Origin of the sequence: Burkholderia sp. AU33545, from assembly GCF_020419685.1 — a bacterium.
Classification (GTDB): domain Bacteria; phylum Pseudomonadota; class Gammaproteobacteria; order Burkholderiales; family Burkholderiaceae; genus Burkholderia; species Burkholderia diffusa.
Map to the genome: position 1 here is coordinate 1163254 of NZ_JAIZRQ010000001.1, position 18392 is coordinate 1181645.

Here is an 18392-nt window from a genome sequence, read left to right on the forward strand (position 1 = left end):
ATCGGACGGTTTTTCGTCAGAATGCCGTGCCGCCGAACAGCGCGGCCGCCATTTCGGGATTCGACGGCCAGTACATGTGCATGTACGTCGCGACGATCGGGCCCGCGCGATAAACGGCTTCGCCGCTGCCGGGCGCGCCGTCGGGCCGCGCAGCGGTCGCCACCGGTGCCAGCGGCGTATCGAGCCGCGAATAATGAAACGTATGACCGTGCATCGGCCCGGTGCGCGTGTCCAGCTGCTGCATCCCGAGCGCCGCGAACCGGCGCTGCATCGTCGCATGGCCCGACAGCAGGCCGAGCATCGGCGTCGTCGAGCCGTCCGCATCGGTCAGCGATTCGCACAGATACACCATCCCGCCGCATTCCGCGACGATCGGCCGGCTGGCCGCCGCGTGCGCGCGAATCGTCCGCGCGGTCACGGCATTCGCCGCGAGCGTCGCCGCATGCAGTTCCGGATAGCCGCCCGGCAGGAACAGCGCATCGCAATCGGCGGGCACGGGTTCGTCGGCGAGCGGCGAAAAGAACCGAAGCTGCGCACCGAGCGCATCGAGCAGCGCCAGATTCGCCGGGTAGATGAACGAGAACGCCGCATCGCGCGCGATCGCGATCCGCTTGCCGGCGAGTGCACGCGGCAGCGGAGCGCGGACGTCCGGTGCCGCGAACGAAACCGCGGGCGGCAATTCGGCGAGCGCCGTCTGCGCGAGCACGTCGGCCACGCGCTCGAGCCGCGCATCGAGGTCGTCGATGTCGGCCGGCTGGTGCAGGCCGAGATGGCGCTCCGGCAGCGCGATGCCCGCATCGGCCGGCACGTGCCCGAGCCAGCGCAAGTCGTCGGGCAACGCCTGCCGCAGCAGTTCCGCATGCCGCGGCGACCCGACGCGGTTTGCCAGCACGCCGTGAAACGGCACCTCGGGGCGGAACCGCGCGAGCCCGAACGCGATCGCCGCGAACGTCTGCGCCATCGACTTCGCGGCAATCACCGCGACGACCGGCACGCCGAACGCGACCGCGAGATCGGCGCTGCTCGGCGTGCCGTCGAACAACCCCATCACGCCTTCGATCAGGATCAGGTCCGCGTCGCGTGCGGCATCCGCGAGCAGCGCACGGCAGCCGGCTTCCCCGACCATGCCGAGGTCGAGCGCATGCACGGGGGCGCCGCTCGCGCGTTCGAGCAACATCGGATCGAGAAAATCAGGCCCGGTCTTGAACACGCGCACGCGCCGGCCGAGCTGCCGGTGCAGCCGCGCGAGGCCGGCCGTCACCGACGTCTTGCCCTGGCCGGACGCGGGCGCGCTGACGAACAGCGCGGGGCAGGCCGGCATCGCTCAGAACTCCACGCCGGGCTGCGCCTTCACGCCTTGCTCCTTGTACGGATGCTTGACGAGCCGCATTTCGGTGACGAGGTCGGCCGCATCGATCAGTGCATCCGGCGCATGCCGGCCGGTGACGACGACGTGCACCGAATCCGGCCGCCCGACGAGCGTCGCGAGCACTTCGTCGAGCGGCAGATATTCGTACTTCAGCACGGTGTTCAGCTCGTCGAGGATCACCATCCGGTACTCACCGCTTTCGATCATCCGGCGTGCCTCGTCCCAGCCTTTGCGCGCGGTCGCGATGTCGGCGTCGCGGTTCTGCGTGTTCCACGTGTAGCCGTCGCCCATCGTCACGAAGTCGCATTGCGCGACCGCGCCGAGGAAGTCGCGCTCGGACGTGTGCAGCGCGCCCTTGATGAACTGCACGACGCCGAGCCGCATGCCGTGGCCGAGCACGCGCACGGCCATGCCGAACGCGGCCGTGCTCTTGCCCTTGCCGTTACCGGTGTTGACGATCAGCAGGCCCTTTTCCTGGGTGGCGGCGGCCTGCTTTTTTTCATGGCCGGCGCGGCGGCGTTCGGTCATCCGCTGATGGGATTCGGCATCGGTCTTCATCGGGAATCGTCCTGTCGAAAGCGAAACAAAGTGTTCAGAGCGGGCCGGCGAGCGCGACCGTCACGCCGCCCAGGATGGATTTGGGGCCGAGCAGCCGGCCCCGCGGCGCCGCGAGCCGAGCGCACGGCTCGGCCACGCCCGCGACGCCGAAACGCGCGAGCGCGGCAGCCGACGGACCGCTCAATGCCGGCTCGGGGCACTGCGCGAGCTGCGCCGCGTCGAACGCGACGAGCGGCCAGCCGCGGCGGGCGCACAGCGTGCGCAGCGGCCGGGCCCGCGCCTTGTCGGCAAGCGTCGCGACGATGGCCGGCTCGGCATCCGGGTAGTGCGCCAGCGCCGCGCGGATCGCGGCATCGAGTTGCGCGGCCGTCACGTCCGCGCGAAAACCGACGCCGAGCGCGACGCGCATCATGCACGGCCGCCGAGCGCCGCGCGCACTGCCGGATCGTCGGCGAGCGCCGCGACGCGGCCGATCACGACGATCGCGGGCGAACCGATACCGGTCGCGTCCACGCGTTCGACGACGGTGTCGAGCGTCGCGAGCACGTGCCGCTGCCCGTCACGCGTCGCGTTCTCGATCGCCGCGCACGGCATGTCGTCGGGCATGCCGCCGTCGCGCAGCGCGGCCACGATCGCGTCGAGCCGGCGTATGCCCATGTAGATCACGATCGTCATCCGCGTCGCGGCCAGCGCGCGCCAGTCGGGCTCGTCGGCACCCGCGCCGTGGCCCGTGACGAAGATCACGCCCTGTGCATCGCCGCGATGCGTGACCGGAATGCCGAGCGCGGCCGGGGCCGCGATACCGGCCGTGATGCCGTGTACGACCTCGACCGGGAAACCCGCCGCGCCGAGCGCGAGCAGCTCCTCGCCGCCGCGGCCGAACACGAACGGATCGCCGCCCTTGAGCCGCGCGACGCTGCGGCCTGCGCGCAGATGCGCGAGCATCGCGGCGACGATCGCTTCCTGCGGTGTCGACGCATGGCCGCCGCGCTTGCCGACGTGCTCGATGCGTGCGTCCGCGCGCGCATGGCGCAATACGTCGGGGTTCACGAGGTCGTCGACGAGCAGCACATCGGCCGCGGCGATCGCTCGCACGGCCTTCAGCGTCAGCAGATCGGCGTCGCCGGGGCCGGCGCCGACGAGCCAGGCGCGGCTCATCGGACGCGGCACGGCGCACACCGTGTCGTGGCAGTGGAAAGGGGACGGCGAGCGGCGCATCGGCGGCCGGCGGACAGGCAAGGCATGATGGATCGGGCGAAGCCCACGCGAACGCGGGCGGGAAGCGCACCCCATCCGTCCCCCGCGGATCGGGCGTTCGGCGAGCAGCGGGCTCGCCCCTTGCGTCGGCCGGTATCCGGGCTGGCCGCTTGCCAGACCGCAGCCTTCCCGCCCGTTGAAGGGCAGTGGCATCGCGGGCGGCCTGGGCGCGTGCGGGGGGAACCGCGGCGCGCGGGCGGCGTACCGTTGCGGGGACAGCACAGGCCGGGCGGGCTTCCGCCTCCTGTTTCCCGTTTAACTGCGTGCGCGGAAATGCGCATGCGAGCACCGAACGCGGCGCATACGATAGCACAGCGGTCGGCCCGCGCGAACCCGCCCCGCGGGCGCCGCGAGCGCCCCGGCACGATGCCGCGGCCGTGCCGAACGCGCCGCGGCGGCCCGTTCCGCCTTGACGCTCCCCGCACCGCCGCCTACACTCGCACGCGTTTTGGTGCTCGCGCGCGCTCCTCCGGCGCGCGCAGTTAAACGGGAAACAGGGAGCCTGCCTGCACCGCAGTCGAGCCAACCTGTGCTGCCCCCGCAACGGTAAGCGAACGCATCGCGCCCAGCGCGATGCAGCGCCGCTTCGCCGCATGCCTGCCGCATGCGGACGACAGCCACTGGATGCCGCGCATCCGGGAAGGCGAAGCGGCGTGTTCGTCAGCCCGGATACCGGCCAGAACGTGGGGTTCAGCGCCGCGGGGAGGCGGCGCATCGTCCACGGCCGCAGCACGCCCGACGCCCGAACGTTGCCCGCTTCCTCCACCGAACCGTCAGCCGCAGCATGCGCGCGGGCCGGGGCGAGGAACGGCCAGCGGCGCAGGCGGGGCCGACGACGGCCGTGTTGGCATTCACCATGTCGACCGTTCTCAAAGGAGCATCATGCTCGACTCGTTCTTCCGCCTGTTCAACGACAGTCCATCCGGGCTGCGCGGCAAAATCGTCGCGATCTATTCATTGCTCGTCGCATTCAACGTCGGCGCGTGGATCTGGGCCTTCGTCGCGTTTCGCGACCAGCCCGTGCTGCTGGGTACCGCGCTGCTCGCCTACGTGTTCGGCCTGCGCCACGCGGTCGACGCCGACCACATCGCCGCGATCGACAACGTCACGCGCAAGCTGATGCAGGAGGGCCGCAGCCCGCTCGGCGCGGGCCTGTTCTTCTCGCTCGGCCATTCGACGGTGGTGATCGTGATGTCGGTTGTGGTCGCGCTGACCGCGGCGTCGCTCGCGCGCTTCGAGAGCATGAAGACCTGGGGCGGCGTGATCAGCACGAGCGTGTCGGCGTTCTTCCTGCTGGTGCTCGCGGCCGCCAACCTGCTGATCCTGATCTCCGTCTACCGGACGTTTCGCGCGGCCCGCCGCGGCGAGACGATCGTCGACGCCGACCTCGACATGCTGATGAACCAGCGCGGCGTGCTGGCCCGTCTGTTCCGGCCGTTGTTCCGCCTCGTGTCGCGCAGCTGGCACCTGTATCCGGTCGGCTTCCTGTTCGGCTTCGGCTTCGATACCGCGACCGAAATCGCGCTGTTCGGCATTTCGGCCACGCAGGTGCAGGGCGGTCTGTCGTTCTGGTCGGTGATGGTGCTGCCGGTGCTGTTCACCGCGGGCATGACGCTCGTCGACACGACGGACGGCATCCTGATGATGGGCGCATACCGCTGGGCGTACGTGCGGCCGATCCGCAAGATTTACTACAACATGACGATCACGTTCGTGTCGGTGCTGGTCGCCGCGCTGATCGGCGGCATCGAGGTGCTCGCGCTGCTCGCGGATAAACTGTCGCTGCAAGGACCCGTGTGGGGTTTCTCCACGATGGTCGCATCGCATTTCGGGATGCTCGGCTACGTCGTGATCGGCCTGTTCCTCGCGTGCTGGATCGTGTCGGCCGCGATCTATCGCCTCAAACGCTACGACGAGATCGACGTGACGCTCTCGGCCTGACACCCTTTTCGACACAGGACCCACCATGACCTTACGCAAGCTTCCCGTCACGATCGTCACGGGCTTTCTCGGCAGCGGCAAGACCACGCTGATGCGCCATATCCTGCAGCACGCCCAAGGCCGCCGCATCGCGGTGATCGTCAACGAATTCGGCGAGCTCGGCATCGACGGCGAAATCCTCAAGGGCTGCGGCATCGGCTGCGAGGACGCAGACGGCGTGCAGGGCGAAGCGTCGGGCCAGCTGTACGAACTCGCGAACGGCTGCCTGTGCTGTACCGTGCAGGAGGAGTTCTATCCGGTGATGGAAGCGCTCGTCGAGCGTCGTGCCGACATCGATCACGTGTTGATCGAGACGTCGGGCCTCGCGCTGCCGAAGCCGCTCGTGCAGGCCTTCAACTGGCCGACGATCCGCAACAGCTTCACGGTCGACGCGGTCGTGACCGTCGTCGACGGTCCGGCCGCCGCGAGCGGCCAGTTCGCCGAGAACCCGCAGGCCGTCGACGCGCAGCGCCGCGCCGATCCGAACCTCGACCACGAATCGCCGCTGCACGAACTGTTCGCCGACCAGCTGTCGTCCGCCGATCTCGTGATCGTGAACAAGGCCGACCTCGTCGCCGACGCGCAGTTTGCCGAGGTCGAAGCCGCGATCCGCGAGGAAATTCCGCCGCAGGTGAAGATCGTGCGCGCAACGCGTGGCGAACTGGACGTCGCGATGCTGCTCGGGCTCGAATCGGCGTCGGAGGAAACGATTCACCTGCGGCACGACCATCACGGCTCGGCCGACGACGGCGATCACGACCACCATCACGACGATTTCGATTCGGTGGTGGTGTCGGGCGATGCGGGCACGCGCGAAGCGACGATCGCCGCGCTGCAGCGTGTCGTCGAGACGCACACGATCTACCGCGCGAAAGGGTTCGCCGCGCTGCCCGATGCGCCGATGCGGCTCGTGATCCAGGGTGTCGGCCGGCGCTTCGACAGCTACTTCGACCGTCGCTGGCAGGACGGCGAAACGCGTGCGAGCCGCTTCGTGCTGATCGGCGAGGATCTCGACGCGGCCGCGCTGCAGCGCGCGTTCGACGCCGCGTGCGCGGCCGACCTGCAACAGGCGTAACGCGCGATGCATCTGCTGCGCACCACGCCGGGCGGCTTCGTCGACGATACGCAGGGCGTCGTCCGGATCGACCAGCAGCCGGCCGACATCGTGATCCTGAGCTCGGCCGACACGACGCTGTCGCTGCTGGCCAGCGTCGTGCCGAAACTGCCTGCCGGCTTTCCGAGCGTGCGGCTTGCGAACGTCACGTTCCTGCGGCAGCCGGCGTCGATCGATTTCTATGTCGACGACGTGCTGCGTCACGCGAAGACGGTCGTGATCGATCATCTGGGCGGCGAAGCATACTGGCCGTACGGGATCGAGCAGGCCGTGTCGCTCGCGTCGAAACGGAAGCAGCAGCTGGCGATGTTCTCGGGCGACCTGCAGGAAGACCCGAACCTCGTCGCGAAGAGCACGGTCGCCCCCGACCTGTGCCGGCGGTGGTGGCGCTATCTGCGCGAAGGCGGAAGGCACAACGCCGAGGCCTTGCTGCGCAGCATCGCGTTCCATACGCTCGGATTCGGCGACGAGCCCGAGCTGCCGCGCCCGCTGCCGGCCGCCGCGCTGTACCACCCGGCGCGCGACCCGGCGAGCGTCGACGACTGGCGGGCGCACTGGACGCCCGGCGCACCCGTCGTCGCGATCCTGTTCTATCGCGCGCACTGGCAGGCCGCGAACACCGCGGTGTTCGACGCGCTGGCCGACGCGCTCGTGCGTGAGGGGCTCAATCCGTTGCCGATCGCGGTCACGTCATTGAAGGATGCGGTGAGTCGCGAGGTCATCACGCAGTTGTGCGACACGCACGATGTCGCGCTCGTGCTGAACACCACCGCTTTCGCGGCCGGCGCGATCGACAGCCCCGAGCCCGACGTGCTCGCCGGCGATGCACCGGTGCTGCAGGTGATCCTGTCCGGCGGCAACCGCGACGCGTGGGTGGCCGACAACCAGGGGCTGCATGCGCGCGACATCGCGATGCACATCGCGTTGCCCGAGGTCGACGGGCGCATCGTCACGCGCGCGGTGAGCTTCAAGGGGCTGGCATATCGTTGTCCGCACACCGAAGTCGACGTCGTGCGCTACCAGCCGGACGCCGAACGCATCGCGTTCGTCGCGGCGCTCGCGCGCGGCTGGTGCCGGCTGCGCACGCTCGACAATGCCGACAAGCGCATCGCGCTGATCCTCGCGAACTATCCGCAAAGCGAAGGGCGGATCGGCAACGGCGTCGGGCTCGACACGCCGGCGTCCGCACTGCATGTGCTGGCGGCGCTGCGCGATGCGGGCTATGCCGTGGCCGACCTGCCGGCCGATGGCGACGCGCTGATCGCGCGACTCACCGAAGGCGTCACCAACGACCCGGCCGTGCATGCGTTGCGCCCCGCATTCCAGAGCTTCGCGCTGGCCGATTACGTCGCGCGTTTCTCGCGTCTGCCGGCCGCCGTGCGCGACGCGCTGAACGCACGCTGGGGCCCGCCCGAAGCGGACCCGACGCTGCGGCAGGGGCGCTTCACGATTGCCGGCTGGCGCGCGGGCAACGTGTTCGTCGGCATCCAGCCGTCGCGCTCGCGCGGCGAGAACGACTATGCGAGGTACCACGATGCGGACCTGGTGCCGCCGCACGCGTATCTCGCGTTCTACTTCTGGCTGCGCGATGCGTTCGGCATCGACGCGGTCATCCACCTCGGCAAGCACGGCAACCTCGAATGGCTGCCGGGCAAGAGCGTCGCGCTGTCCGACGCGTGCTGGCCCGACCTGACGCTCGGGCCGCTGCCGCATCTGTATCCGTTCATCGTCAACGATCCGGGCGAGGGCAGCCAGGCGAAGCGCCGCGCGCAGGCCGTGATCATCGATCACCTGATGCCGCCGCTCACGCGCGCGGAAAACTACGGCCCGCTGCAGGATCTCGAACGGCAGGTCGACGAATACTACGAAGCGCTGATGGTCGACGCGCGCCGCGCGAAGCTGCTGCGCAAGACGATCCTCGCGACGATCGCCGAACACCGGCTGCACGACGAACTGAGCGTGTCGCCGCCGCGCGATGCGGGCGACGAGGATGCGCTGCTGACGCGCGTCGACGCGTGGCTGTGCGAATTGAAGGAAGCACAGATTCGCGACGGGCTGCACGTGTTCGGGGTGTCGCCCACCGACCGTCAGCGACGGGACACACTGCTCGCGCTCGCGCGTTTTCCGGTCGGCGACGGCAAGGGCGAACGCGCGGGGCTGATCGGCGCGCTCGCGCGCGATCTCGCGCTCGGCGACGATTTCGATCCGCTCGCGGCCGACTGGGCCGCACCGTGGACGAGCCCGCGGCCGGCCGTTCTGCAAGCGCTCGACGCGTCGCCGTGGCGCCATGCCGGCGACACGCGCGAGCGGCTCGAACGGCTCGCGCAGCATTGGCTCGACGGGCTGTGCGCGACTGTTTCCGGCGCGACCGGCGCCGATACCGACCCAGCGCCGCCCGGCGACTGGCCGCACACGCGCGCCGTGCTCGAACGCGTGCGCTCGACGCTGCTGCCCGCACTCGACGCATGCGGCGGCGAGGAACTGCGCCAGCTGCTGCGCGGGCTCGACGGCTGCTTCGTGCCGCCGGGGCCGAGCGGCTCGCCGTCGCGCGGCCGGCCCGACGTGCTGCCGACGGGCCGCAACTTCTATTCGGTCGATACGCGCGCGGTGCCGACGCAGGCCGCCTGGTCGCTCGGACTGAAATCCGCGCAGCAGCTGATCGAACGCCATCTGCAGGATCACGGCGACTATCCGCGCGCGATCGGGCTGTCGGTCTGGGGGACGGCCACGATGCGCACCGGCGGCGACGACATCGCGCAGGCGTTCGCGCTCCTCGGCGTGCGGCCGAAATGGGCGCACGGCAGCCATCGCGTGACCGACTTCGAGATCCTGCCGATCGAGATCTTCGACCGGCCGCGCATCGACGTGACGCTGCGCGTGTCGGGCTTCTTCCGCGACGCCTTCCCGAACCTGATGCACCTGTTCGACGCGGCCGTGCAGGCCGTTGCCGCGCTCGACGAGCCCGAGGCACTGAACCCGATCCGCGCGCGCGTCGAACGCGAACGCGCGAAATGGATCGAGCAGGGCGTGGCGCCGGACGAAGCGCGGCGTCGTGCCGGCTGGCGCGTGTTCGGCGCGCGGCCGGGCAGCTACGGCGCGGGCCTCCAGGACCTGATCGACCAGCGCCGCTGGCAGACCGACGCCGATCTCGCCGATGCGTACCGCCAGTGGGGCTGCCATGCATACGCGCAGAACAGCGCCGGCGACGCCGCGCCCGACGTGTTCGGCGAACGGCTCGCGACGATCGACGTCGTCGTGCAGAACCAGGACAGCCGCGAACACGACATCCTCGATTCGAACGACTACTACCAGTTCCAGGGCGGGATGACGGCAGCCGTGCGGCACCTGTCGGGGCAGCAGCCGAGCATCTACCACGGCGACCATGCGAACCCGGTCGCGCCGAAGATGCGCACGTTGCGCGAGGAAATCGCGCGCGTGATCCGTTCGCGCGTCGTCAATCCGAAATGGCTCGACGGCGTGAAACGCCATGGCTACAAGGGCGCGGCCGAAATGGCCGCGACCGTCGACTACCTGTACGGCTATGACGCGACCGCGCGCGTGCTGTCGGACCACCAGTACGCGCTCGTCGCCGACGCGTACCTGTTCGACGGCGACACGCGCGCGTTCCTCGAACGACACAACCCGAAGGCGCTGCACGGCATCTGCGAACGCTTCGTCGAAGCGATGCAGCGGGGGCTGTGGCAGCAGCCGGGCGACTATCGCGAGCGGATCGAAGCGGTCTGGCTCGACAGCGAACAATTTCAGGAAGGAGGACGGCGATGACCGATCCGACGACGCATCGCGCCCGCGCGGTATTCCCGTTCGCGGCGCTGGTCGCGCAGCAACCGCTGCAGCAGGCGCTGCTGCTGGCGGCGATCGACCCGTCGCTCGGCGGCGTGCTCGTCAGCGGGCCGCGCGGCACCGCGAAATCGACCGCCGCACGCGCGCTCGCCGAACTGCTGCCTGAAGGGGCATTCGTCACGCTGCCGCTGTCGGCGAGCGACGAACAGGTCACGGGCACGCTCGATCTCGCACATGCGCTCGCTGAAAACGGCGTGCGCTTCCGGCCGGGCCTGCTCGCGCGCGCGCATCGTGGCGTGCTGTACGTCGACGAGGTGAACCTGCTCGCCGACGGGCTCGTCGATACGCTGCTCGACGTCGCCGCGAGCGGCGTGAACGTGGTCGAGCGCGATGGCGTGTCGCATGCGCACGACGCGCGCTTCGTGCTGGTCGGCACGATGAATCCCGAAGAAGGCGAACTGCGCCCGCAACTGCTCGACCGCTTCGGGCTGATGGTTGAGCTCGAGAACTGCTTCGATGCCGCGCAGCGCGAGCGGATCGTGAAGGCGCGCCTCGCGTTCGATCTCGACCCGGACGCGTTTCGTGCACGTCACGCGGCCGCGCAGCGCGCACTCGGCGACCGGATCCACGCGGCGCGGGCACGGTTGTCGGCGCTGGATTTCGACGATGCGGTTCATGCGCGCGTCAGCGCGCTGTGCATCGACGCGGCCGTCGACGGCCTGCGCGCCGACCTCGTGATGCTGCGCGCCGCGCGCGCGCTCGCGGCGCTGGAGCAGGCCGACGCGGTGACGGTGTCGCACGTCGAACGTGTGGCCGACGCGGTGCTGCGGCATCGGCGTCATGCGGGTACGCCACCGTCGTCGGGCGCGACGCAGTCGAATGCAGAGGCCGGCGGCAACCGCGACGACGATATGCCGCCGGATATGCGCCGGCAGCCCGACCCTCCACCGGGCGCGGCCCGAAACGACGCGACTGCGGCGCAAGGCGACTGGGGCTACCTGCCGCCCGAGCCGGTCGGACTGCGTGACGTGAAGAGCGTGGTGCCGCTGCCGTTAAAAAAACGCTGAGCCATCGAGCCGACGCCGCCGCGAACGCCGTTCGCGGTCCTCGATGGCAACCAGGCGCTGCCGCGCGCGTGCCGGGCACGGTGCGTGCCGGCACGGCCGTTGCATGGCCGGCGACGCTCGCCGCGAAGCGCGGTGACCCGCTGCACGCCGACCATTTGCGTTTCCGCAAGCGGGCCGGCACACCGCGCGCACTCCATTGTTTCGTGCTCGACTGTTCTGCGTCGATGCTGTCGCACGATCGGCTCGCGCTCGCGAAAGGCCTGATCGTCGCGTACTTCGATCAGGCCGCGCGCGACCGCGTGGAAACCGCGCTGATCTGCTTCGGCGGCAACGGCGCCGCGAAGCGCTTCGGCCCGGCCGTGCCGCGCTGGTGGAATGCGCGCTGGCTCGAACCGGTGGACGGCGGCGGCGGCACGCCGCTTGCCGACGGTATCGCGGCCGCCGCGCAATTGCTCGCGGGCGTCGCACGGCGTACGCCGGACCGGCAGCGCTGGCTATGGGTACTGTCCGACGGCCGCACGCGCGAAACGCCGTCGAGACCGGCGGCCGCCGATCACGTCGTGTTCGTCGACTTCGACGACGCGGCCGTGCGAATCGGGCAGGGCAGGCGGCTCGCCGATGCATGGGACGCGCAATGGATGACGGCCGCATCACTGTGCCCCGGGCCGGCCGGCTGATCGCGTGGTCAGCCGTGCGTGGCGATCGCCGGCGCTGCGCTATGATCGCCTTTTCTCCCCACCGGAATGCCTGCCATGCAAGTACTCGTCGATGCCGACGCGTGTCCCGCCGTCATCAAGGACATGCTGTTTCGCGCCGCGCGTCGTGCCGAGATCTGCGTGACGCTGGTCGCGAACCAGTTCCTGCGCACGCCGCCGTCTCCGTTCATCAAGGCGGTGCAGGTGCCAGCCGGCTTCGACGTGGCCGATGCGCGGATCGTCGAACTCGCGCAAGCCGGCGATCTCGTCATCACCGCCGACATCCCGCTGGCAGCGGCCGTTCTCGACAAGGGCGCGCATGCGCTCGACCCGCGCGGCAACTGGTTCAGCCGCGAGAACATCGAGGAACGGCTGTCGACTCGCGCGATGATGGAACAGCTGCGCAGTGCAGGCATCGATACAGGCGGCCCGGCCCCGTTCAGCGTACGCGACGGCAAGACGTTCGCGTCGCAATTCGATCGGTTCCTGGCACGCCACGGCAAGCCGTGACATACCGGGTGTCGATCGTGCGATACGTCACCGGTTTCGCGTCGAAACGTCGGCTACGGCAGAATACGGATTTGCCCCGACATTGATGTCGTGGCGCGAACGCCTCATCGGAGAGCATGGATGTCACCGACCCAACTTCTCGTTCCGACCTTCACCCAGATGCTGCGCGCGCAATCCGCGTGGCTCGACAAGGCCGCCGCGCACCGGCAGGCCGAGGGCAGCGCGCCCGATGCATTGCTGACGCTCAAGCTCGCGCCCGACATGTATCCGCTCGCCGCCCAGGTGAGGTTTTCGTGCTTCCAGGCAATGGAACCGGTCTATCGTCTGCGCGGCGAACCGCTGCCGGACGCGCTGCTGGCGTTGCGGGAAGCCGGCTGGCATGCCGACGCGCAGCCCGGCACGCTGGGCGACGCGCAAGGGATCGTCGCCGGCACGATCGCATTCCTCGGCGAACTCGCGCCCGACGCACTCGATGGCGGAGCCGCGCGGCCGATCGCGCTCGAACTGCCGAACGGCATCGCGTTCGACATGACGGGCGAACAGTACGCGCGCGACTGGGCGCTGCCGCAGTTCTACTTTCACGCGATCGCCGCGTACGCGATCCTGCGCCATCACGGCGTCGAGCTCGGCAAGGCCGACTACGTGCCGCACATGCTGGCCTACGTGCGGCCCGGCACGATTCCGCAGGGTTGAACGGTCGAGCGGACGATCCGGCCGCCGTGCACCGGCATGACACGGGCCCTGTTCATCTGTAGCCGCAACCGGCTGCGCAGCCCCACGGCCGAGGCGGTGTTCGCCGCGTGGCCGGGCGTCGAAACCGACTCCGCGGGCCTCGCGCCCGACGCGCAGACGCGCTTGTCCGCCGAGCAACTCGAATGGGCCGAGATCGTGTTCGTGATGGAGCGTGCACACAAGGCGAAGCTGTCCGCGCGATTCGGCATCCGGCTGAAGCACAAGAAGATCGTCTGCCTCGACATTCCCGACCGCTACGCGTACATGCAGCCCGAACTGGTCGCGCTGCTCGAGCGCAAGGCCGGTCCGTTGCTGCGCACCTGAGCCGCGCGGGCCGATTCAGCGCTCGCGGAGCCGCCCGTCCGCAAGCGCGGGAAAGCGGTCGAGGTGCAGCAGTTCGATGATCTTGCGGGTCGGCACGCTGGCGCGCAGCGTCTCGAGCTGTTCGACGTCGAACCACTTGCAGCGCGCGATCTCGTTGCTCGCGCGCGGCGTCAGGTGTTTCGGCACGTCGGCCACGAACACATGATGGAGCTTCGTGAGGCCGCCGAACTGCACCGCATAGTCGAGCGCGAGCCCCTCCAGCCGCGTTTCCTCCGCCAGTTCCCGATGCGCGGCCTCCAGCGGCGTCTCGCCGCGCCGGATCGTGCCGCCCGGCAGCGACCAGCGCGCCGCGGTGCGGGCGACCAGCAGCACGCTGCTGCGCTGGCGGCACACGATCGTGGCGCGTTCCTTGATGCTGGCGACGGTATCCGGCCCGATATTCATGTTCGGCAAAACAGGTGCTGAATCGTGGAGGAAATGTAGGTCGACCGGCGTTGCCGGCCTGTCGCCCGATCGTCGGGCACGACGGCATGCAAGCCGCCGCGCCGATCATACCGGGCGTTCGTGACAGTTCCGTGCGTTGTCGCGCGCAACGCGCATCGCATCACGCGTGCGTGTAGAGCCCCGTGCGTGCCGGTTTCCCGGACCGCCCACGACGCCGCTTGTGGATCGCACGCCGGTGCTGATGCGGTGGCGGCGTCACGTGCGGGCGCGTGGGCGCGGGCCGTGCCGTCGGCGCGGCGGCTCGCGGCTGTGATTGTCCCTCGCCAAAATGGAAGGTCTGGGTTTGCGCGCGGGCGACGCCCAGCGTCGACGCCAGCATGATGGCCGCGAGCAGCATGTGTTTCATGAAAGGTCCGCCTTTATTCAGTGAGCACCTTGCGCCAGCTTAACGAACCGCGGCCCGGCGCCGCAACCGGCCTGCGTTCGGTGTCGTCCGCACTTGCGGGCGGCCGCGTTCTTCACACGGCTGCCAGGCATATCCGGCTTGACAATAAAATTCCCGAGTGTGAATATAAATTCACACACAGGAATTATCGTTCGAGTCCGGGAACCCGTGCCGCCGCTGTCGGCACGGCGGAACAGACGGTCCGATCAACCGGGAGCAGGAGCGAGACGCATGGCGGAGCTGGAGCAGCAGGGCGCGTTGGCGGGGTTGCGCATCATCGATCTGTCGCGGGTGCTGGGCGGCCCGTACGCGACGCAGATTCTCGCCGACCACGGCGCGGAGGTGATCAAGGTCGAACCGCCGTCGGGCGACGAGACGCGCACCTGGGGGCCGCCGTTCGACGGCGACACCGCGTCGTATTTCCTCGGCGTGAACCGCAACAAGCTCGGCATCGCGCTCGACCTGACGAAGCCGGAGGATCGCGAGCGGCTGCTCGGCCTGCTCGAGCACGCCGACGCGCTGGTCGAAAACTTCAAGATCGGCACGATGGAGCGCTGGGGCCTCGGCTTCGATACGCTGCACGCACGCTTTCCGCGTCTCGTCCATTGCCGCGTGTCGGGCTTCGGTGCGGACGGCCCGCTCGGCGGGCTGCCCGGCTACGACGCGGCCGTGCAGGCACTGGCCGGGCTGATGAGCGTGAACGGCGAGGCGGGCGGGGCGCCGCTGCGCGTCGGCGTGCCGATCGTCGATCTCGTCACCGGGCTGAACGCGGCGCTCGGCGTGCTGATGGCGCTGCGCGAACGCGATGCGAGCGGGCGCGGCCAATTCGTCGAATCGACGCTGTTCGACTGCGCGCTGTCGATCCTGCATCCGCATACGCCGAACTTCTTCCATTCGGGGCGGGCCCCGGTGCGCACCGGTAACGCGCATCCGAACATCACGCCTTACGACAGCTTGCCGACCGCGAGCGTCGACATCTTTCTCGCGGTCGGCAACAACGGGCAGTTCGCCGCGCTGTGCGACGTCCTCGGCACGCGCGAGTGGCCCGACGATCCGCGCTTCGTCGACAACCGCGCGCGCAGCGCGAACCGCGCCGCATTGCGCGCGCTGCTCGAAACGGCACTGGCCGAACACGACGGCGCGGCACTGGCCGAGCAGCTGATGCGCCGCGGCGTGCCGTGCGCGCCCGTGCTCGGGCTCGACGCGGCGCTCGACCATCCGCACGTCGCGCATCGCCAGATGAAGGTCGAACTGGGTCGGCATCGCGGCATCGCGTCGCCGATCAAGCTCGGCCGCACGCCGGCCACGTACCGGCGGCCGCCGCCCGCGCTGAACGAACACGCGGCGCAGGTGTTTGCCGACGACGCACGCGACGACAACGGCCCGCGTCGCAACTGACCCGCATCGCGGCCGGCGGCGTGCGGCACCGCACGCCCGCGCCCCCTTCGCACATCACACCGCGTCGCACCGGACACGCGCCGCTGCAAGAGGAGACACATCATGCTCGCATGGATCGGCGCGACCGCGATCGTCGCGCTGTTCGGCCTGATCATCACGAAGAGGCTGTCGCCGCTCGTCGCGCTGATCGTCGTGCCGGTGGCCGCGTCGCTCGCGGCCGGCTTCGGACTCTCGACCGGCAAGTTCATCGTGCACGGCGTGCAGAATATCGGCCCCATCGCCGGGATGTTCGTTTTTGCGATTCTTTTTTTCGGTATCCTCACCGACGCGGGGATGCTCGACCCGATCATCGCGGGCATACTGCGCGTGATCGGCTGCCATCCGCCGCGCATCGTGACGGGCTCGGCGCTGCTCGCGCTGCTGATCCATCTGGACGGCTCGGGCGCCGTCACGTTTCTCGTCACGCTACCCGCGATGATGCCGCTCTACACACGGCTCGGCATGGACCGGCGGATCCTCGCGTGCGTCGCGTCGATGGCGGCCGGTGTCAACTTCCTGCCGTGGGTCGGGCCGATGCTGCGCGCGTCGGCGGCCTTGCACATTCCCGGTTCGGCGATCTTCATGCCGATGATCCCGGTGCAGATCGTCGGGCTCGCGTTCGTGTTCGGCACCGCCTACGTCCTCGGCGTGCGCGAGACGAAGCGGCTCGGGCTCGATCGCGCCGGCGCGGCATCGCTCGCGATCGCGCCGCGCGAGCTGACCGACGCCGAACGCGCGCTGCGCCGGCCCGGCCGTTTGCGGATCAATCTGGCGCTGACGCTCGTCGTGCTCGGCACGCTGGTGTCGGGCATCGTCGACCCGATGGTGATGTTCATGCTCGGCACGGTGGCCGCGCTCGTCATCAACTATCCGGACGTGCAGGCGCAGCGCGAGCGGATCGACGCGCATGCGAAGGCCGCGCTGATGATGGCGAGCGTGCTGCTGGCGGCCGGCGCGTTCACCGGGATCATGTCCGGCACCGGGATGCTCAAGGCAATGGCCGAGGTCGTCGTCGCGCACGTTCCGGTCGAGCATGCGCGCCACATGCCGTTCGTGCTCGGCCTGCTGTCGATGCCGCTCAGCCTGCTGTTCGATCCCGACTCGTTCTACTTCGGCGTGCTGCCGGTGCTCGCGGAAAGCGCGAAGCTGCTCGGCGTGCCGCCGATCCAGATGGCGCAGGCCGCGCTGCTCGGCCAGATGACGACCGGTTTTCCGGTCAGTCCGCTCACGCCAGCGACGTTCCTGATCGTCGGCCTGACCGGCGTCGAGCTGGCCGAGCACCAGAAATTCACGATTCCGTTCCTGTTCGCCGCCACCGTGCTGATGGTCTTCGCCGCGGTCGCGACGGGCGTGTTTCCGTTGTGAGCGTACGCGTATCCGTCGCGCCGGCCTCCACCAAGAAGACCGCTCCGAAACCCGGCGTTGTCTCGCGCGCGGCGCGCCGCTCACGTTTTCCTGGAGGGCAATCCATGCAGTTCGACCTGACCGACGACCAGCGCGCGATCGAAAGCGCGATCGAGAAAATCTGCGAGCGCTTCGGCGACGACTACTGGCTCGAACGCGATCGCGCGGGCGGGTTTCCGTCCGACTTTCACGCGGCGCTCGCCGAGGCCGGCTGGCTCGGCATCGCGATGGACCCGGCCCACGGCGGTGCCGGGCTCGGGATGACCGAGGCTGCGCTCATGATGCGCACGATCAGCGCGTCGGGTGCCGGCCTGTCGGGCGCATCGGCTGTCCACATGAACATCTTCGGGCTGAACCCGGTGCAGGTGTTCGGCAACGACGCGCAGAAGGCACGCTTCCTGCCGCCGCTGATCGCCGGACGCGACAAGGCCTGCTTCGCGGTGACCGAGCCCGACGCCGGACTCGACACGACGCATCTGGCCACGCAGGCGCGTCGCGACGGCGACCACTACGTGCTGAGCGGCCGCAAGATCTGGATCTCGACCGCGCAGGTCGCGAACAAGATGCTGATCATCGCGCGCACGACGCCGCTCGACCAGGTCGCGAAGCCAACCGACGGCTTGAGCCTCTTCTACACTGACCTCGACCGTTCGTGCGTCGAGGTGCGCGAGATCGAGAAAATGGGCCGCAAGGCCGTCGATTCGAACATGCTGTTCATCGACAACCTGCGCGTGCCGCGCGACGACCTGATCGGCAATGAGGGCGACGGTTTCCGCTACCTGCTGCACGGGCTGAACCCCGAGCGGATCCTGATCGCCGCCGAGGCGATCGGCCTTGGTCAGGCCGCGCTGCGGCGCGCAACGCAGTATGCGTGCGAACGCGTCGTATTCGGCCGGCCGATCGGGCAGAACCAGTCGATCCAGCATCCGCTCGCGCAGGCATGGATGCAGCTCGAGGCCGCGTGGCTGATGGTGATGAAAGCCGCGACGCGCTACGACGCGGGGCAGTCGTGCGGCGCGGAGGCGAACGCCGCGAAGTACCTCGGCGCGGAAGCCGCGTTCCAGGCGTGCCAGACGGCGATCGCGACGCACGGCGGGATGGGCTATGCGAAGGAATACCACGTCGAGCGCTACCTGCGCGAGTGTATGATTCCGAGGCTCGCGCCCGTGAGTCCGCAACTGATCCTGTGCTACATCGCGGAGAAGGTGCTCGGGCTGCCGAAGTCGTACTGACGCGCGGCGGCCCGCCCGGCGCG

At 69.5% G+C, this 18392-nt stretch carries 17 protein-coding genes and 2 riboswitches; of the genes, 11 read left to right on the forward strand and 6 right to left on the reverse strand.

Going from position 1 to position 18392, the window contains the following annotated elements; translation table 11 throughout:
- Window positions 1–16: 16 nt before the first annotated feature.
- Genes LGM71_RS05330 through cobA form a run of 4 tightly spaced genes read right to left on the reverse strand, consistent with a single transcriptional unit; the run spans window position 17 to window position 3145 of the window.
- Window positions 17–1321 (reverse strand): cobyrinate a,c-diamide synthase, encoded by a 1305-nt coding sequence (locus tag LGM71_RS05330; protein WP_226114177.1) that lies wholly within the window; start codon window positions 1319–1321, stop codon window positions 17–19.
- A 3-nt stretch (window positions 1322–1324) separates the two neighbouring features.
- Entirely contained in the window at window positions 1325–1927 is a 603-nt protein-coding gene (gene cobO / locus LGM71_RS05335; protein WP_059524395.1) for a cob(I)yrinic acid a,c-diamide adenosyltransferase, read from the reverse strand.
- A gap of 34 nt (window positions 1928–1961) precedes the next feature.
- Complete coding sequence (locus LGM71_RS05340) at window positions 1962–2339, reverse strand: cobalamin biosynthesis protein (RefSeq protein WP_059606744.1); 378 nt, start codon at window positions 2337–2339, stop codon at window positions 1962–1964.
- Entirely contained in the window at window positions 2336–3145 is an 810-nt protein-coding gene (cobA, locus tag LGM71_RS05345; RefSeq protein ID WP_185715868.1) for a uroporphyrinogen-III C-methyltransferase, read from the reverse strand. The genes LGM71_RS05340 and cobA overlap by 4 nt, the downstream gene beginning before the upstream one ends.
- 109 nt (window positions 3146–3254) lie before the next feature.
- Window positions 3255–3492: riboswitch (cobalamin riboswitch) on the reverse strand.
- 124 nt (window positions 3493–3616) lie between these two features.
- Window positions 3617–3880: riboswitch (cobalamin riboswitch) on the forward strand.
- Between the two features lie 186 nt (window positions 3881–4066).
- Here cobA and LGM71_RS05350 point away from each other — a divergent pair.
- The 8 genes from LGM71_RS05350 (at window position 4067) to LGM71_RS05385 (ending at window position 13407) form a co-directional block, all read left to right on the forward strand.
- Entirely contained in the window at window positions 4067–5125 is a 1059-nt protein-coding gene (locus LGM71_RS05350; protein WP_226114178.1) for a HoxN/HupN/NixA family nickel/cobalt transporter, read from the forward strand.
- Between the two features lie 25 nt (window positions 5126–5150).
- On the forward strand, window positions 5151–6239 hold the full coding sequence (gene cobW / locus LGM71_RS05355) for a cobalamin biosynthesis protein CobW (RefSeq protein ID WP_059606750.1): 1089 nt from the start codon (window positions 5151–5153) through the stop codon (window positions 6237–6239).
- Window positions 6240–6245: 6 nt separating this feature from the next.
- Window positions 6246–10061: a cobaltochelatase subunit CobN gene (gene cobN / locus LGM71_RS05360; protein ID WP_226114179.1), complete on the forward strand. Its 3816-nt coding sequence runs from the start codon at window positions 6246–6248 to the stop codon at window positions 10059–10061.
- Entirely contained in the window at window positions 10058–11146 is a 1089-nt protein-coding gene (locus LGM71_RS05365; RefSeq protein ID WP_226114180.1) for an ATP-binding protein, read from the forward strand. Before cobN ends, LGM71_RS05365 begins: the two co-directional genes overlap by 4 nt.
- Before the next feature lie 68 nt (window positions 11147–11214).
- Window positions 11215–11823 (forward strand): vWA domain-containing protein, encoded by a 609-nt coding sequence (locus tag LGM71_RS05370; protein ID WP_226114181.1) that lies wholly within the window; start codon window positions 11215–11217, stop codon window positions 11821–11823.
- Between the two features lie 75 nt (window positions 11824–11898).
- Window positions 11899–12351, forward strand: a complete 453-nt coding sequence (locus LGM71_RS05375) for a YaiI/YqxD family protein (protein ID WP_226114182.1) — start codon at window positions 11899–11901, stop codon at window positions 12349–12351.
- 120 nt (window positions 12352–12471) lie between these two features.
- The gene (locus tag LGM71_RS05380) at window positions 12472–13044 is read left to right on the forward strand and encodes a DUF1993 family protein (protein ID WP_226114183.1); all 573 of its coding nucleotides are present in this window, start codon (window positions 12472–12474) and stop codon (window positions 13042–13044) included.
- 36 nt (window positions 13045–13080) lie between these two features.
- Window positions 13081–13407 (forward strand): low molecular weight protein tyrosine phosphatase family protein, encoded by a 327-nt coding sequence (locus tag LGM71_RS05385; RefSeq protein ID WP_059683377.1) that lies wholly within the window; start codon window positions 13081–13083, stop codon window positions 13405–13407.
- Between the two features lie 15 nt (window positions 13408–13422).
- Here LGM71_RS05385 and LGM71_RS05390 read toward each other — a convergent pair whose 3' ends face one another.
- Both LGM71_RS05390 and LGM71_RS05395 read right to left on the reverse strand, forming a co-directional pair.
- Window positions 13423–13851 (reverse strand): NUDIX hydrolase, encoded by a 429-nt coding sequence (locus LGM71_RS05390; protein WP_124626193.1) that lies wholly within the window; start codon window positions 13849–13851, stop codon window positions 13423–13425.
- A gap of 160 nt (window positions 13852–14011) precedes the next feature.
- Window positions 14012–14257 carry a hypothetical protein gene (locus LGM71_RS05395; RefSeq protein WP_059606767.1) on the reverse strand — a complete coding sequence of 82 codons (246 nt, stop codon included), beginning with the start codon at window positions 14255–14257 and terminating at the stop codon, window positions 14012–14014.
- A 270-nt stretch (window positions 14258–14527) separates the two neighbouring features.
- Between LGM71_RS05395 and LGM71_RS05400 the strand changes: the two genes are divergently transcribed.
- The 3 genes from LGM71_RS05400 to LGM71_RS05410 all read left to right on the forward strand — a co-directional run bounded on the left by LGM71_RS05400 (window position 14528) and on the right by LGM71_RS05410 (window position 18369).
- Window positions 14528–15694 (forward strand): CaiB/BaiF CoA transferase family protein, encoded by a 1167-nt coding sequence (locus LGM71_RS05400; protein WP_226114184.1) that lies wholly within the window; start codon window positions 14528–14530, stop codon window positions 15692–15694.
- Window positions 15695–15796: 102 nt separating this feature from the next.
- On the forward strand, window positions 15797–17098 hold the full coding sequence (locus LGM71_RS05405) for a CitMHS family transporter (RefSeq protein ID WP_226114185.1): 1302 nt from the start codon (window positions 15797–15799) through the stop codon (window positions 17096–17098).
- 104 nt (window positions 17099–17202) lie between these two features.
- Window positions 17203–18369 (forward strand): acyl-CoA dehydrogenase family protein, encoded by a 1167-nt coding sequence (locus LGM71_RS05410; RefSeq protein ID WP_124626199.1) that lies wholly within the window; start codon window positions 17203–17205, stop codon window positions 18367–18369.
- Window positions 18370–18392 lie beyond the last annotated feature (23 nt).